Origin of the sequence: Chromobacterium fluminis (assembly GCF_011602385.1) — a bacterium.
Taxonomy (GTDB): domain Bacteria; phylum Pseudomonadota; class Gammaproteobacteria; order Burkholderiales; family Chromobacteriaceae; genus Chromobacterium; species Chromobacterium fluminis.
Window position 1 is genome coordinate 275,926 of sequence record NZ_JAAOMA010000002.1, and the last position, 14,901, is coordinate 290,826.

13 protein-coding genes and 1 tRNA gene are annotated in these 14,901 nt (G+C 65.0%); 9 read left to right on the plus strand and 5 right to left on the minus strand.

What is annotated here, in order from left to right; translation table 11 throughout:
• Positions 1-196 precede the first annotated feature (196 nt).
• From HA052_RS02765 to pdxR, 4 genes are all read right to left on the minus strand, one after another.
• Positions 197-2,347: an AsmA family protein gene (locus tag HA052_RS02765; RefSeq protein ID WP_166450659.1), complete on the minus strand. Its 2,151-nt coding sequence runs from the start codon at positions 2,345-2,347 to the stop codon at positions 197-199.
• Positions 2,348-2,410: 63 nt separating this feature from the next.
• Positions 2,411-2,484: transfer RNA gene (locus tag HA052_RS02770), tRNA-Gly, on the minus strand.
• 121 nt (positions 2,485-2,605) lie between these two features.
• On the minus strand, positions 2,606-3,085 hold the full coding sequence (locus HA052_RS02775; protein ID WP_166450660.1) for an SRPBCC family protein: 480 nt from the start codon (positions 3,083-3,085) through the stop codon (positions 2,606-2,608).
• Between the two features lie 59 nt (positions 3,086-3,144).
• Entirely contained in the window at positions 3,145-4,578 is a 1,434-nt protein-coding gene (pdxR, locus tag HA052_RS02780; RefSeq protein WP_166450661.1) for a MocR-like pyridoxine biosynthesis transcription factor PdxR, read from the minus strand.
• A 123-nt stretch (positions 4,579-4,701) separates the two neighbouring features.
• On the opposite strand from pdxR, the gene HA052_RS02785 reads away from it, so the two are divergent.
• Positions 4,702-5,757: an NAD(P)H-flavin reductase gene (locus HA052_RS02785; protein ID WP_166450662.1), complete on the plus strand. Its 1,056-nt coding sequence runs from the start codon at positions 4,702-4,704 to the stop codon at positions 5,755-5,757.
• 36 nt (positions 5,758-5,793) lie between these two features.
• Entirely contained in the window at positions 5,794-6,486 is a 693-nt protein-coding gene (locus HA052_RS02790) for a M24 family metallopeptidase (protein WP_166450663.1), read from the plus strand.
• 164 nt (positions 6,487-6,650) lie between these two features.
• Here the strand turns inward: HA052_RS02790 and HA052_RS02795 are convergent, their stop codons facing one another.
• Positions 6,651-7,127, minus strand: a complete 477-nt coding sequence (locus HA052_RS02795) for a nuclear transport factor 2 family protein (protein WP_166450664.1) — start codon at positions 7,125-7,127, stop codon at positions 6,651-6,653.
• 190 nt (positions 7,128-7,317) lie between these two features.
• On the opposite strand from HA052_RS02795, the gene treR reads away from it, so the two are divergent.
• The 7 genes from treR to HA052_RS02830 all read left to right on the plus strand — a co-directional run bounded on the left by treR (position 7,318) and on the right by HA052_RS02830 (position 14,716).
• A complete protein-coding gene (treR, locus tag HA052_RS02800; protein WP_346774535.1) occupies positions 7,318-8,025 on the plus strand; it encodes a trehalose operon repressor in 708 nt (235 codons plus the stop codon).
• 233 nt (positions 8,026-8,258) lie between these two features.
• A complete protein-coding gene (gene treP / locus HA052_RS02805) occupies positions 8,259-9,689 on the plus strand; it encodes a PTS system trehalose-specific EIIBC component (RefSeq protein ID WP_166450666.1) in 1,431 nt (476 codons plus the stop codon).
• Positions 9,690-9,705: 16 nt separating this feature from the next.
• On the plus strand, positions 9,706-11,358 hold the full coding sequence (gene treC / locus HA052_RS02810) for an alpha,alpha-phosphotrehalase (protein WP_166450667.1): 1,653 nt from the start codon (positions 9,706-9,708) through the stop codon (positions 11,356-11,358).
• Between the two features lie 109 nt (positions 11,359-11,467).
• Positions 11,468-12,688, plus strand: a complete 1,221-nt coding sequence (locus HA052_RS02815; protein WP_206118750.1) for a maltoporin — start codon at positions 11,468-11,470, stop codon at positions 12,686-12,688.
• A 123-nt stretch (positions 12,689-12,811) separates the two neighbouring features.
• The gene (locus HA052_RS02820) at positions 12,812-13,597 is read left to right on the plus strand and encodes an arylamine N-acetyltransferase family protein (protein WP_166450668.1); all 786 of its coding nucleotides are present in this window, start codon (positions 12,812-12,814) and stop codon (positions 13,595-13,597) included.
• A 74-nt stretch (positions 13,598-13,671) separates the two neighbouring features.
• Entirely contained in the window at positions 13,672-14,358 is a 687-nt protein-coding gene (locus tag HA052_RS02825; RefSeq protein ID WP_081544437.1) for a DUF1345 domain-containing protein, read from the plus strand.
• A gap of 22 nt (positions 14,359-14,380) precedes the next feature.
• Positions 14,381-14,716: a YnfA family protein gene (locus HA052_RS02830; protein WP_166450669.1), complete on the plus strand. Its 336-nt coding sequence runs from the start codon at positions 14,381-14,383 to the stop codon at positions 14,714-14,716.
• Positions 14,717-14,901 lie beyond the last annotated feature (185 nt).

Here is a 14,901-nt window from a genome sequence, read left to right on the forward strand (position 1 = left end):
CGGCCCCCGCGGCGTGAGTCGCGGGGGCCGTTTGTCTTAATGCGGGGTCTCAGAGCCTGTTCAAAGTCTCGCGAGCTAGAGCGAGACTGAGATGAAAACGGCTGAGAAAGCGGAATGGTCAAGTGGTAGATGCGCATTTCGAAGCGGTGTTCACCATGTCGGGCTTCACCGCAGCGCAGCTGGTCGTAAACAGGTTCTAAGGCAGGATGGTGGTGATCTGTTTCTGCAACTGCTGCTTCAGCGCCTGCTGCTTTTCCACCTCGGTCTTCTTGCCCTTGACCATGGCGTTGAAGTCCAGCGCGTACACCGGCGCGTTCAGCGGGCCGGTGATTTTCAGCGGCACGTTGACGCCCTTGAGGCGGGCGAAGGCCAGCGGGTTGGCCTGCACGTCCATGGTGTAGTCGACGATGCTCTGCTTCAGGTCTATCTTGCCGCCGCCGCCTACATTCATCAGTTGAGACGCCAGTTTCAGGTCCTGGCTGCGCGCCACGCCCTTGTCCAGGCGGAAGCTGCTGGACAGCGTGGAGAAGGTGGTTTTCTGGTCGTTCTGCGCGGCGCTGTTCCATTCCTTCAGTTCGGCCGGCAGGTTTTTCAGCGCCGCCACTAGGTCGATGCCCGTCAACGCGCCGTTGTTCAGGCTCATCTGCACATTGCCGCTGAGGGTGTCGCGCAGCTGGGCGAAGGATTTGCCGTCCGCGTTGATGTCGATTTTGCCGTTGCCCTTGCCGTCCAGGCGGCTGAAGTTGAACAAGTCCACCAGCAGCGGGCGGATCTTCATGCCTTGCAGCGTCTGGTTCACTTTCAACTGAGGCACGTCGCGGCGGCTGAGGCTGGCGTCGCCCTGCAAGCGGCCTTCGTAAATGTCTGCCGACATCTGGCCCAGCTCCAGTTCGCGCGGGTTGACGCGCACATTGCTGCTGATTTGCTTGATGCGGAAGCGGCCTACCGCCAGTTCGCCTATCGCCACTTTTCCTGTGAGGTCGAACAGGTCCAGCCAGTCCAGCGGGATATCGCCGGTATTTTGGAAGATGGCCACCGGATCGCCCTTGCTTTCCGGCAGGTAGCGGTTGAGGTCCAGCCGGCCCACGGACACGGTGGCCTCGTGGCGCGGTTTGATCAGGCCGTACTGGCTGACGGTGACCGCCAGGTCGGAGCCGTCCATTTTTCCGGCGACCCGCAGATTGAAGCGCGGCTCGTCCAGGTCGCCGTCCAGCGAGCCGTCCATGGTGGACACCAGCTTGCCGCGCGGCAGCAGCGGGGTGGTGATGGTGGAAGTCAGCGCCAGCGGCTGCATTCGCAACTGGCTCATGCCGGCCAGCGACAGCGGCGCGTTGAGCTTGACGTTGACCTTGGTGGAGCCGGCCAGCCAGTTGAAGTCGCCGTGCAGCTTGTCGGCGTACAGGCCGGCTTCGTTGAGCTTGAGGTTTTCCAGCGCGGCTTCCAGCTGGTACTGGCTGCGCGCGTAGCTGAGCTTGGCGCTCAGTTGGCCGGAAGGCATGGTTAGTTCGTCGAAACTGGCGTTGATCTGCGGCAGCGCCAGGTGGACTTCGCTGCTGGGCCGCTCGCTGCTGAAGGCGAGCGCCACATTGCTGCCGGTGGCCTGCAAGGTGGCGAAATTGAGTTTGTACTGGCCGCTGACGGTGAGTTTGCTTTCGCCCAGGCCGGGAACCTGGGTCATCGCCACCGCGTCCAGCGCTTCCAGGCTGACCTGGTCGTCCTGAATGGACAGCGGGGTGTTGACCGCCAGGCGCACCGGGCGCGAGCCCTGTTCCAGGATGGCGCCGGCGCTGAGGCTGGCGCCGCCGCGCAGATCGTCCGCGTCCAGGCTGATGCTGGCGACGCGGCTGTCGGTATGGGTCATCTGGTCCGACAGCACCAGAGTGCCCTCGCGTATCTTCAGCGTATCCAGCTTGATGGAGAAGCTGCTCTGGCTATGGCGCTGAAATAGATCGGCGATGGACAGGCGGCCGTCTTCGCCGCGGCTGATGTTGGCGCTGGGGCCGTACAGCGCCACCGAGCTCACTTCGCGGTTGCCGAACAGCAGCGGCCACCAGGCCAGGCCGACGCGCATTTCTTCCACGCGGGCGAAGGGCGTTTGCTGGCCAGGTTCGGAGACGGAGAGCTTTTCGATCTGGATGCCGGGAGAGGGGAACAATACGGGCGCGACGCGGCCTTCGATGCTGATGACGCGGCCGGTGTCCTGCAAGGCGTGCGACAGGGTGCCGCGCACCTGAGCTTCATTAAATTGCCAATAGATCAGCGATTGCACCAGCACGACGGCCGCCACTAGCGCGGTGAGGCTGTAAACAGCGATGCGAAGCCACAGCCGGCCGGAGTTCAATTTCATTGGTGGATGCTCGGATGGGCCATGCCAGCGGTTTGATCTAGGTTACGGGTTGGGAAATCGGACTGGAGCGGGTGAAGGGAATCGAACCCTCGTCGTAAGCTTGGGAAGCTTCTGCTCTACCATTGAGCTACACCCGCGCGTTTTTCGGCTAGAGCGCCCGAATGTAGCGTTTTTTGCCTGTTTTGGCAAGGCGCGCCGCCGCTGTGGACGGTTTCGGCGATGGCGCGCGCGCTAAGCGATTGATAAAAAAGCACACGCTCAAGCGCCTCCGCCCAGCCCGGCCAGCAGGTCTTCCAGTTGATCGGTGGCCTGGCCCCAGCCGCTGGCGAAGCCCATCGCCTCGTGTTCGCGCAGGTCGGCCTCGGTCCAGTGCAAGACGTCGGCGCGGTAATGCGTCTTGCCGTCGCGGGGCTGGAATTCCAGCGTCACGGTCATAAAGGGCTTGGCCGAAGGCAGCCAGGCTTCAGTGTAAGCGTCGGTGAACACCAGGCGGCGTCCAGGCCGCACTTCCAGATAGACGCCGCGATTGGGGAAGTCCTGTCCTTCCGGACTGCGCATCACCACCAGGCTGGAGCCGCCGGGCCGAACGTCCAGTTCGGCCGAGGCCACCGTCCACGGCCGCGGGGTGAACCATTGGCATAGCAGTTCGGCTTCGGTCCAGGCGCGGTAAACCTGTTCCGGCGGGGCGTCGATCAGGCGTTCCAACGTGAGTCGGTAAGGGCCGTTGGCGTGGTTCATGGCGGATCTTTCGGGCGGGGGTATCGGCTCAGATTAGTTCTTTGTCATGGCGACTGCAATCACGCCGCTGGAATTTGCCGGCGCAGCGCCTGCGCCAGGCGGGCGACGCCTAGCTCCAGTTGCGCCGCTTCCAGCGCGCCGAAGCCCAGACGCAGCGCCGGGATGCCGCGGCTGTCGCCGGCGAAAGCGCCGCCGGGCAGGAAGCGCACACCCTCGCTTCGCGCATCCGCGCTCAGCCGCGGCATGTCCACCCAGGACGGCAGCCGCAGCCATAGCGCCAGCCCGCCTTCCGGCAGCTTGTATTCGGCCAGGCCGACCAGATGGCGGTCTATCGCGTCGGCCAGCGCCTGACGGCGCGCGCGGTAGATGCGCAGAGCGCGGCGGAGATGACGCTTCAGCTCGCCGCTATGCATCAATTCCGTCACTGCCAGTTCGGTGACGGCGTTGCCTTGGCGGTCTATCAGCATGATGTCGGCGGCGAAACGCTGGATGAGGGCGGGCTCGGCCACCAGGTAGCCTACGCGCAGGCCCGGCGCCAGCACTTTGGACAGGGAGCCCACGTAGATGATGCGTTCGGCGGCGTCCAGGCTGGCCATGGGCAGCATCGGGCTGCGGCTGTAGTGGAATTCGTGGTCGTAGTCGTCTTCGATGATGGTGAAACCGTAGCGCCGCGACAGGGCCAGCAGTTGCAGCCGGCGTTCTGCCGGCATCATCAGGGTGGTTGGGTACTGGTGGTGCGGAGTCAGGTAGACGGCTTTGACAGGATGGGTCCGGCACAGCCGTTCCAGCGCGTCCGGCCGCATGCCGGCGGCGTCTTGCTCCACGTCCAGCGGCCGCGCGCCCAGAGAGCGAAAGGCTTCGCGCGCCGGCGGATAGCTGAGCGCGTCCAGCGCCACCGCGTCGCCGGGCCGCAGCAGCGCGCGGCCGGCCAGATAGATGCCCATCTGGCTGCCGCGCATCACGCAGATGCGTTCGGCGTCGGCGTTGAGCCCGCGCTCCATGTCCAGCATTTCCGCCAAGGCCTGGCGCAAGGGCAGTTCGCCGCGCGGGTCGCCGTAGGCCAGACGCCCGGCGCGGGCCGCGGCGATCAGCGCGCGGCGGTAGGCGCGGCCCAGCACGTCGAAGGGAATCAGCCGCGAATCCGGCACGCCGTCGCCAAAGTCGATGTCGTCGTGCGCGGGGTCGCTTGCGGGCGTTCGCGCGGCGGCTGGCGCGGACCGCGGCGACAGCAGCGGCAGGCTGGGCGCGACGAAGGTGCCGCGCCGGCCCTGGGTCAGCAGCCAGCCTTGCGCCGCCAGTTCCTCGTAGGCCAGCACCGCGGTTTTGCGGTTGATGCCCAGTTGTGCCGCCAGTTCGCGGCTGCCCGGCAGCGGCGCGCCCGGCCACAGCCGGCCGCGTTGGATGTCGGCGCTGATCTGCTGGGCGATTTGCAGGTGCACCGGCAGCCCGCCGTCTCTATCCAGGCTGAGTTGCAAATCCCATTTTCGCAGCATGCCGCGGACTCCTTTCCTGGTTCTCGTTCCTGTTTCTGGACCATCAATTTTATCAAAACTGGATGTTTTTGCTGGTCCAGCGGCGGCTTAAAGTGGTCGGGATGAACATTCAAGGAGCGGCAAATGACACAAGAGAAAGACAGCGGCGCGAGCGGCTACCGGCTGGCGGCGATAGAGCGGCTGGGGCGCGATGTATGCGGATTGCGGCTGGAGTGCGTTGACGCGGGGCCGCTGCGTTTTCGCAGCGGGCAGTTCGTTTCGGTGACGGCTCCGGGCGGGCTGACGCGCAGTTATTCGATGGCGGCGGCCCCGCGCGCCGACGGCGGCGTGGAACTGCAGGTGCGCTTGCAGCCGGGCGGCGCGTTTTCCGAGTGGTTGCGCCGGCAGGCGCGGCCGGGCGATGAGCTTTGGCTGCAAGGGCCCTACGGCGATTGCGTGTGGCGGGAGGACTCCGGCGCAGAGCAGTCGCTGATGTTGGCCACCGGCACCGGGATCGCGCCGCTGCGGGCGATGCTGCAGCAGGGTTTGGGAGAGTCCGGAGGGCGGCCGGTGATCTTGTACTGGGGCGGCCGCAAGGCGGACGACCTGTATTTGCTTGAGGAGATGCGGGCGTGGGAGCGCGAGCGTCCGGGTTTTCGTTTCGAGCCGGTGCTGTCCGAGGCCGAGCCGGGCTGGCATGGACGGCGCGGCTTCGTCCAGCAGGCGGCGGCGGAGGATTTCCCCTGTTTGCGCGCTGCCGAGGCTTACGCCTGCGGCGCGCCGGCAATGGTGGGCGCGGCGCGTCAGTTGCTGTCGCGGGAGTGCGGCCTTCCGGAGGAGCGCTTCCTGGCGGATGCGTTTCAGCCGGCAGCTTCAGTCGCGTCAGTCTCGGAGGCGGTGGCTTTAAGCGTGCGCGTCGCGGATGGCGGGGAGCGGCGGCTGGAGGTGGCCGCCTCCGGCAGCCTGATGCAGGCGCTGGCCGCCGCCGGGCTGATGCGCGGCGTCTGCGGCGGGCAGGCCGCCTGCGGCACTTGCCTGGTTCGCGTCGAGCGGGACTGGCTGCCGCGTTTGCCTGCAATGGAACGCGCGGAGCGGCGGCTGTTGGCGGCGCTGGAAGCCGGCGACGGCCGCAGCCGGTTGGCCTGCCAGATTGCCCTGCAGCCGGGCTTGCAGGGTTTAAGTCTTGTCATACCAGGGTAGGCGGCCGCCTGCCCGCACTCACTAAAGGAGCATGAAATGGAAGCAAATATTCAGCAATCGGCTTTGGAAGGCGTGGGGCCGAATTTTGATCCGCAGCAATTGATGACGGTGCGGGACAAAACCCGGCAGGCGATCTCGCTGATCGCCGCGGCGATGCAACCGGGAATGCTGGAAGAGGAAGCGGTGGAACTGGCCAAGGATATTCTGGCCGAGCGCGGCATGCTGCGCGGCTGGCACGATGTCTATGTGCGCTTTGGCCGCAACACGCTGAAGACTTTCGGCGCGGCGTCCGACCCCGGCGTGCGTCTGGGCGAGGACGATATTTTCTTCATCGACATCGGCCCGGTGTGGAAACAGTGGGAGGGCGACGGCGGCGACAGCTTCGTCACCGGCTCGGACCCGGAGATGGCGGGCTGCGCCGCCGACGCCCGCGCCATCTTCCACGAGGTGAGGCGCAAATGGGCGAGCGAGGGCTGTAGCGGGCGCGAGCTGTACCGGTTCGCGGAGGACTGCGCCGCCGGCCGCGGCTGGACGCTGAACCTGGACCTGTCCGGGCATCGGCTGGCGGACTTCCCGCACGCGGCCATCCACGAGGGGCCGCTGGCGGAGGTGGACTTCACTCCGGCGCGCATGCTGTGGGTCTTGGAAATCCACATCCGCCATCCGTCCCGGCCCTTCGGCGCTTTCTTCGAGGACATGTTGCTGGAGGATGCTTGCTTCGCGGAGTGAGGGCCGCCTAGGTCGGGCTTAGAGCCTGTTCAAAGTCTCGCGAGCGAGAGCGAGACAAGGCGAAAACGAGCGAAAAAGCGGAATGTACTCGTGGTACATGAGCATTTTGAGCTTGTACTCGCCGTGCAAGGCGGCCTGAAGCGCAGCAGACTTTGAATAGGTTCTTACAAGCCCAGCTCGCTCAGGCCGGGATGATCTTCCGGCCTGCGCCCCAGCGGCCAGTGGAACAGGCGCTCGTCCTCTCGGATGGCTAGATCGTTGATGCAGGCGTAGCGGCGTTGCATCAGGCCGTCGGCGGCGAACTCCCAGTTTTCGTTGCCGTAGGAACGGAACCACTGGCCGGCCTCGTCCCGCCATTCGTAGGCGAAGCGCACCGCGATGCGCTCGCGGTCGTGGGCCCATAGTTCCTTGATCAGCCGGTACTCGTGTTCGCGCCGCCATTTTCGGCTGAGGAACTCGATGATCTGCGCGCGGCCGCGCGGGAATTCGGCGCGGTTGCGCCACTGGCTGTCCTCGGTATAGGCCTGAGCCACCCGTTCCGGATCGCGGCTGTTCCAGCCGTCTTCGGCCAGGCGGACTTTGAGGATGGCGCTGTCGAGATCGAAGGGAGGCAGCGGCGGGCGGAGTTCTGGTGCGTGCATGACGACGTTCCTGTCTGGTGAGGGAAGGCGCCCAGTGTGCGCCGGGCCGGCGGCCGGCGGAATATCCGCGGCGGACAATGCAGTGTTGCGCGGAGCGGAAGAACGCGTCCGGCGCGGACTGGCGCGCCGCCCGCGCTTGAGGCAGACTGCCGGACTGGGGCGCTCCGCCAGATCTTGCCGAATCCACGCCGTGAACAAATACAGCCAAATCTTTTCCGACATCGTCGCCGACATCGACAACCAGCGTTACCAGCAAGGCGACCGCATTCCTTCCGAAACCGAGCTGATGCAGGGCTACGAGGCCAGCCGCGGCACCGTGCGCAAGGCGGTGGACATGTTGCAGGAGCGCGGCTATGTGCAGAAGATTCACGGCAAGGGCGTGTTTGTGCTGCGCTCCGGCAATATCGAGTTCCAGCTCAGCGGCATCGTCAGCTTCAAGGAGGCGCATCAGCATCTGGGCCGCCGCGTCAGCTCCCGGGTGGCGGAAATGGAGACGGTGCCGGCGGACGCGCAATTGGCTAGGCTGCTGGACGTGCGCGAGAAAACCCCGCTGCTCAAGATCAAGCGGGTGCGCAATATCGACAATGAAAACGTGATTCTGGACATCAACTATTTCGTCGCCAGCCTGGTGCCGGGGCTGGATCGTGAAGCCGCCGCCGGTTCCATCTACGAATTTATCGAACAGCGGCTGGGCCTGAACATCAGCTACGCGCGCCGGGTGATAGAGGCGCAGGCCTGCAACGACGACGACCGCTGCTACCTGGACTTGAACGGCATGGACCATGTGATCGTGGTCAAGAACCACACCCACCTCTACGACGGCCGTCAGTTCGAATACACCGAGTCCCGCCACCGGCTGGACAAATTCTTCTTCTCCGACGTCGCCCGCCGCAAATAGCGGCCCGGCGGCGCGCGCCGTCATACCTTGATCTGAAGCGACTTATGGCGCCTGTTGCGTTCGCGCACAGGCGTATTTGATTTTGCGCAAACTCGTCTATACGAGTGTTGACACAACTCGTCTGTACCAGTTAGCGTGCCATCAGCATCGGCGGCGCTTGCCAATACCGCCGCCAGGTTTGATAACGGGCTAGACGGCGCAGACCGTCGGCCGAGAGATACAGGGACCCTCAGATGAGCCACGATTACCAGAAGATAGCCGCGCGGATACTCGAAGCGGTGGGCGGCCGCGACAACCTCCAGCAGGCCGCGCACTGCATTACCCGGCTGCGCCTGTCCTTGAAGGACGAAAGCCGGGTGGACCAGGAGGCCTTGCGCCAGGTGGACCTGATCAAGGGTCAGTTCAGTCACGGCGGCGTGTTTCAGATCGTGATCGGCTCCGGCGACGTGGACCGGGTCTACCAGCCCTTGATCGAACTGGCGGCGCTGCAGCGCGCCACCGTGGCCGAGGTCAAGGCCAGCGGCGATCAGAAGCAGGGTCGCTTGCAACAGCTGGTCAAGGTGTTCTCCGACGTGTTCATGCCCATCCTGCCCGCCATCATCGTGGCCGGCCTGCTGATGGGCATGAACAATCTGCTGGGCGCCAAGGGCATGTTCATCGACGGCAAGAGCCTGCTGGACGCCTACCCGGGCCTGGACGGGGTGTGGGGGCTGATCAATATGATGGCCAACACCTCCTTTGTGTTTCTGCCGGCGCTGGTGGGCTGGTCCGCGGCCAAGCGCTTTGGCGGCAGCGAGGTGCTGGGCATTGTGCTGGGCCTGCTGCTGGTGCATCCGGATCTGCTCAACGCCTGGAACTATGGCAAGGCCGCCGCCGGCCTGGACGGCGCGGCGTTGCCGTATTTCGACGTGCTGGGCTGGTTCCGCATCGAGAAAGTGGGCTATCAGGGCCAGATCCTGCCCATCCTGGCCGCCACCTGGGTGATGTGCCGGGTGGAGCTGTGGCTGCGGCCGCGGGTGCCCAATTCCATCCAGTTGCTGGTGGTGCCCATCGTCACCATCGTGGTCAGCGGCGTGCTGGCGCTGGCGGTGATCGGTCCGGTGGCGCGCCACCTGGGCATCGCCATTACCGACGCGCTGGTCTATGTGTTCAACCTGGCGCCCGTGCTGGGCGCGATGCTGTTCGGCGCCTTGTACGCGCCGCTGGTGTTGACCGGCATGCACCATATGTTCATCGCGGTGGATCTGCAATTGATCGCCAACCAGGGCGGCACCTTCATCTGGCCGATGATCGCCTTGTCCAATATCGCTCAGGGCAGCGCCGCGCTGGCGATGTTCTGGCTGGCGCGCGCCAGCAATGAGAAGAGCATGGCGTCCACCTCGGCGATTTCCGCCTTCTTCGGCATTACCGAGCCGGCGATGTTCGGCGTCAACCTGCGCTACAAGCTGCCGTTCTACGCGGCGCTGGCCGGCTCGGCGCTGGCGGCGGCCACCATCACCCTCAGCCATGTGCGCGCTTCGGCGATCGGCGTCGGCGGCTTGCCTGCCTTCATCTCCATCATCCCGCAGCAGATTCCGATGTTCCTAGTGGGCATGGTGGTGGCCCTGGTGACGCCGTTCGCCCTGACCTGGGTATTGGCGCGCCGCCAGTTGCCGCAGTCCTGATACGAAAGCCGTTCCGATGAACAAGAATTTGAAATCCGCGGTGGTGTACCAGATCTACCCCAAGAGCTTTTACAGCCACCACGGCACGGCCACCGGCGACTTGCTGGGCGTGGCCGACAAGCTGGACTACCTGGCCTGGCTGGGGGTGGACTATCTCTGGTTGACGCCGTTCTACCGCTCGCCGCAGCGCGACAACGGCTACGACGTCAGCGATTACTACGCGATCGACCCGGCCTACGGCAGCATGGCCGATTTCGAGTTGCTGCTGGCCGAGGCCCGGCTGCGTGGCATCGGGGTGATGCTGGACATCGTGGTCAATCACACTTCCACCGAGCATCCGTGGTTCCGTCAGGCCTTGCAGGGCCGGGATAATCCCTACCGCGATTTTTACATCTGGCGAGACCAGCCCAATAACTGGCGCTCCAAGTTCGGCGGATCGGCCTGGGAGCGGGACGAGGCCAGCGGACAGTATTATCTGCACCTGTTCGACAAGACCCAGGCGGATTTGAACTGGGACAACCCGGCGGTGCGGCGCGCGGTGTTCGACATGATGAATTTCTGGGCGGACAAGGGCGTGGCCGGCTTCCGCCTGGATGTGATCAACCTGATTTCCAAGGATCCGGCCTTTTCCGAGGACGACAGCGACGGCCGCCATTTCTACACCGATGGCCCGCGAGTGCACGAATACCTGCAGCAGATGCACCGCGAGGTGTTCGCCGGTCGCGATCTGATGACGGTGGGCGAGATGTCGTCCACCTCGCTGGAACACTGCGTGGCCTATTCGCATCCCGAGCGGCGCGAACTGTCGATGACCTTCAACTTCCACCATTTGAAAGTGGATTACCCGGACGGCGAGAAATGGCGCGCGGCGCCCTTCGATTTCATCGCGCTCAAGCGCATCCTGTCTGATTGGCAGCGCGGCATGCACGAGGGCGGCGGCTGGAACGCGCTGTTCTGGTGCAACCACGACCAGCCGCGGGTGGTGTCGCGCTTCGGCGACGCCGGCCGCTACCGCGTAGAGTCCGCCAAGATGCTGGCGACCACGCTGCACGGCTTGCAAGGCACGCCCTACATCTATCAGGGCGAGGAAATCGGCATGGCCAACCCCGGCTTCGCCGATATCGAAGACTACCGCGATGTGGAAACCCACAATGCTTATCGCCAGTTGCTGGCCGACGGTCTGGACCGCGAGCAGGCGATGGCGGCGATCCGGCAGAAGTCGCGCGACAACTCGCGCACGCCGATGCAATGGGACGACGGCCGCTTCGCCGGCTTCTCGCGGCGAGAGCCGTGGATAGGGCTGACGCCGGACGCGGCGACGGTGAACGTCGCCGCCGCGCGCCGCGATCCGGACTCGGTGCTGCAGCACTACCGGCGCTTGATCGCGCTGCGCAAGCAGTACCCGATCTTCAGCGACGGCGATTACCGCTGCCTGACGCCGGACGATCCGGCGCTGTGGGTCTACGCGCGAACCGGCGAGCGCGAGAAGTTGCTGGTGATCAGCAATTTCAGCGCGGAGGAACGCGACTACTCGCCGCCGGCCGACTACCTGAGCCCGGACCACGCCTGGCAGCTGCTGTGCGCCAATTACGCCGACGCGGCGTCGCATCCCGCCCGGGCGCGGCTGCGGCCTTATGAATCCTTGCTGTACCGCGCCGTCCTGAGTTGAGTCGCAAGGTTTTCGAAGACGCTGTGCTCATGAACTGTTTTAGCGACTTGCCGGCATTCCCGGCCGGCAGGCCGAGCTGTACCCAAAACGAAGGGAAATGGAGAGAACAATGACTCAATTCGCCCCCCGCGGGCTGGCCTTGCTGGCCTTGTCCGCCCCTCTGCTGCTGCCCGCCGCCGCCCAAGCGCTGGATTTTCACGGCTACGCCCGTCTGGGCGCAGGCGGTTCCGACAGCGGCGGCAAGCAGAGCTGCTTTCAGCTGGCCGGCGCCGAAACCAAGTACCGACTGGGCAACGAATGCGAGCAGTACGCCGAACTGGAACTGGGCCAGCAGCTGTTCCAGGCCGAAAACGGCAGCAAGCTCAGCGTGGTGGGCATGGCCAGCTTGTACAACCGCAATGGCCATTCGCTGACTTTCCAGGGCGACAACGGCAATGTCCGGCTGCCGCAGGCCTACGCCAAATGGAGCGATATCCCGCAGCTGAACGGCGCCACCCTGTGGGCGGGCCGGCGCTACTACAAACGCCACGACGTGCATATCGCCGACTTCTATTTCTGGAATCCCAGCGGCACCGGTTTCGGCCTGGAGGATTTCAAATTGGGCCAAGCGCTCAAGCTCAGCTACGCCTTCTCGCGCAACGACAATTGGTGGCAGGCGGACCAGGCCAATAAGCACGATCTGCAATTGGGGGGCATCGCCGTCAATCCCGGCGGCGAATTGACTCTGGGGCTCAGCTACATCCAGCGAGCCGGCCAGGTGGCGGGCGCGAACAGCGGCTGGTCGCTCAGCGCGCTGCACGAGCAAAAAGGCGTGTTGGGCGGACGCAATCTGTTTGCGCTGCAATACGGGGTGGGGCCGGGAACCGGCCTGGGCGGCACCGGCAGCCTCGCCAGCGACAGCGGCGCGCGCCGCAGCCGGCTGGTGGAGGCGCTGGACTGGCAAGCCACGCGCGAGTTCGGCGGTCAGTTGATGCTGGCCTGGCAGCGCGACGCGCGGCCGGACGGCGGACAGACTTGGTGGTCGGCCGGCGCGCGGCCGGTCTACGCCTTCGGCGAGCGCTTCAAGCTGGCGGCCGAAGTGGGTTTCGACCGGGTCAAGGCCGCCGACGGCCAGGTCCGCACCTTGAGCAAGTTCACCATCGCGCCGACCTTGGCGCTGGACAAGGCGTTCTGGAGCCGGCCGGAACTGCGTTTCTTCTACACCTACGCGCGCTGGAACCGCGCCGCCCAGCAAGCGGCCGCGCCCGGCTCGACTTTGGCCGAGGGGGGCGCCTTCGGCAATGCGCTTAGCGGCTCCACCTTCGGGGTGCAGCTGGAGCACTGGTGGTGAGCGAGCGTTGAATGCAGCGGGCGAGAACCATCAAATTTTTTGAACGTCTCGCCCGGATAATTGATCTGTCGATCCCGTCCGGCGGCTGTTAGATTGCCTGTCTGAAGCGAGACGGGAGGGACTATGCCGGACATCAACGCTCTATTTCGGGCCCGCATCGGCTGGGACGCGCAGCGGCCGCTGGCCTTCGAAGACATTGACGATTTGCTGCGCGAGACGGCATTGAGTCTGCCGTTTGAAAACCTGAGCCTGTTCCAGGGCGGTCCCGAACCGATCAGCGAGCGGAGCCTGCTGGAAAAAATCGCGCTGCGCGACGAAGGGGGTCTGTGTTACGAACTCAACCCCTTGCTCTACCTGTTCCTGCGCCGCAACGGCCTGGAAGCCAGCCTGATCCGCGCCACGATCTTCGATGAGGACAGCCAGGATTGGCTGCCGCTGGGCGGCACCCATGTCGCCATTCTGCTGTGGCACCAAGCCCAGGGCTATTTGCTCGATTGCGGCTACGGCCTGAAGCAACCGCTGCGCATGGTGCCGCTGTGCGGCGAAGTGGCGCGCTCCGCCAACGGCGACTACCGGGTGGCCTGGCCGGCCGGCGCCGGCTTCGCGCAACTGGAACGGCGGCCGCCGGGCGAGGGCTGGCGCATCGCCTACGGCTTCGACCTGGACGATGAGATCGCCGATTGCGGCGCGCTGAGCGAGATCCAGCGCCGCATCGCCGAAGACCCGCGCTCGCCGTTCAACAAGACCCGGTTGATGGCCTTGCTGACCGCCGAAGGCAGCCGGGTGCTGACCGAGGAGACGCTGACCGAGACCCGTAACGGCAGGCAATGTCGGCTGGCGTTGGCGCCGGGCGAGTTCGAGATCTTCCACCGGTTGTTCACCCGGCGCTTCAGCGAACTGCCGGCTTGAACGGCGAGGGCTTGCCGCCCGCACCGGGACAGGTACACTGAGGCCCTGATCCATCATCGGGGAGTTTCGCCGTCATGTCCGCCCTGTTTCGCTCCATTCGCCGGTTTGCGCCGGCGCGCATGCTGCTGGCCCGTCCGAGGCTGGCAATCGCCGCCGCCGTCGGCCTGCTGGTTGTGCAAGCGCTGCCCTGGTTGTCGCCGGTGCAGGAGATTACCCGCTTCATCGTCGGCTGGAACGTGGGCTCCGTGCTCTATCTGACGCTGGTGGCCTGGATGATGTTCAGCGAGGACCGCCAGCATATTCGTCATTGGGCCAGGCTGGAGGACGAGGGGCAGACGTTGGTGATGACGCTGGCCGTGCTGGCGGCGATGGCCAGCCTGGCCGCCATCGTGCTGGAGCTGGCGGTAGTCAAGGACCTGCACGGCTGGCCGCGCGCCGGCCACGTTGCGCTGGCCATCCTGACTATCTTTTCCTCCTGGGCCTTCATTCATGTGATGTTCGCGCTGCATTACGCGCGGGCCTATTACGCCGCTCACGCGCGCGGCCTGGCCCCTGGCCTGGAGTTTCCCGGCAAGGAAGAGCCGGATTACGGCGACTTCCTCTATTTCGCCTGCATTATCGGCACATCCGGGCAGACCGCTGACGTTAGCTACACCACCAGCGCCATGCGCAAGGTGGGCACGCTGCACTGCGTGCTGTCCTTCTTTTTCAACGCCACGGTGTTGGCCTTGATGATCAATATCGCCGCCGGCCTGATCTGATGCCGGCGCACAGCGAGACCCCATGTTGAATGCTTTGAAATTATTGCTCTTGTTCGGCCTGACCGCCGTGGCGGAAATCGTCGGCTGTTACTTGCCCTGGCTGTGGCTGCGCAAGGAGGGGCCGTGGTGGCTGTTGCTGCCGGCGGCGCTGGCCTTGACGCTGTTCGTCTGGCTGCTCAGCCTGCATCCGGCGGCGGCGGGCCGCGTCTATGCCGCTTACGGCGGCGTCTACGTGGCGGTGGCGCTGTTGTGGCTGTGGCTGGTGGACGGCGTGCGGCCCAGTGTTTGGGACATGGCTGGCGCGGCGGTGGCCTTGTGCGGGATGGCCATCATCATGCTGGCGCCGCGGCCGGTCTGAGAGCGGATTACCGATCCGCCGCGTGGCGAGACGACATGAAAAAACCGGGCTTGGGCCCTAATGCCGTTCACTTAAGCAAGTGAACGGCATTTTTCATGGTGCGAATCTTGCTCATACTTCGCTCATGTTGACTCACTCATTTCCGTCCCTATGGTTGGCAAGGCTCACAAACACCCTGATTTCTC

What these genes read in the sequence shown, in the direction of transcription:
- HA052_RS02765 (WP_166450659.1), bottom strand. Translation starts at nt 2,347, where the DNA reads ATGAAATTGAACTCCGGCCGGCTGTGGCTTCGCATCGCTGTTTACAGC.
- HA052_RS02775 (WP_166450660.1), bottom strand. Translation starts at nt 3,085, where the DNA reads ATGAACCACGCCAACGGCCCTTACCGACTCACGTTGGAACGCCTGATC.
- pdxR (WP_166450661.1), bottom strand. Translation starts at nt 4,578, where the DNA reads ATGCTGCGAAAATGGGATTTGCAACTCAGCCTGGATAGAGACGGCGGG.
- HA052_RS02785 (WP_166450662.1), top strand. Translation starts at nt 4,702, where the DNA reads ATGACACAAGAGAAAGACAGCGGCGCGAGCGGCTACCGGCTGGCGGCG.
- HA052_RS02790 (WP_166450663.1), top strand. Translation starts at nt 5,794, where the DNA reads ATGGAAGCAAATATTCAGCAATCGGCTTTGGAAGGCGTGGGGCCGAAT.
- HA052_RS02795 (WP_166450664.1), bottom strand. Translation starts at nt 7,127, where the DNA reads ATGCACGCACCAGAACTCCGCCCGCCGCTGCCTCCCTTCGATCTCGAC.
- treP (WP_166450666.1), top strand. Translation starts at nt 8,259, where the DNA reads ATGAGCCACGATTACCAGAAGATAGCCGCGCGGATACTCGAAGCGGTG.
- treC (WP_166450667.1), top strand. Translation starts at nt 9,706, where the DNA reads ATGAACAAGAATTTGAAATCCGCGGTGGTGTACCAGATCTACCCCAAG.
- HA052_RS02815 (WP_206118750.1), top strand. Translation starts at nt 11,468, where the DNA reads ATGACTCAATTCGCCCCCCGCGGGCTGGCCTTGCTGGCCTTGTCCGCC.
- HA052_RS02820 (WP_166450668.1), top strand. Translation starts at nt 12,812, where the DNA reads ATGCCGGACATCAACGCTCTATTTCGGGCCCGCATCGGCTGGGACGCG.
- HA052_RS02825 (WP_081544437.1), top strand. Translation starts at nt 13,672, where the DNA reads ATGTCCGCCCTGTTTCGCTCCATTCGCCGGTTTGCGCCGGCGCGCATG.
- HA052_RS02830 (WP_166450669.1), top strand. Translation starts at nt 14,381, where the DNA reads ATGTTGAATGCTTTGAAATTATTGCTCTTGTTCGGCCTGACCGCCGTG.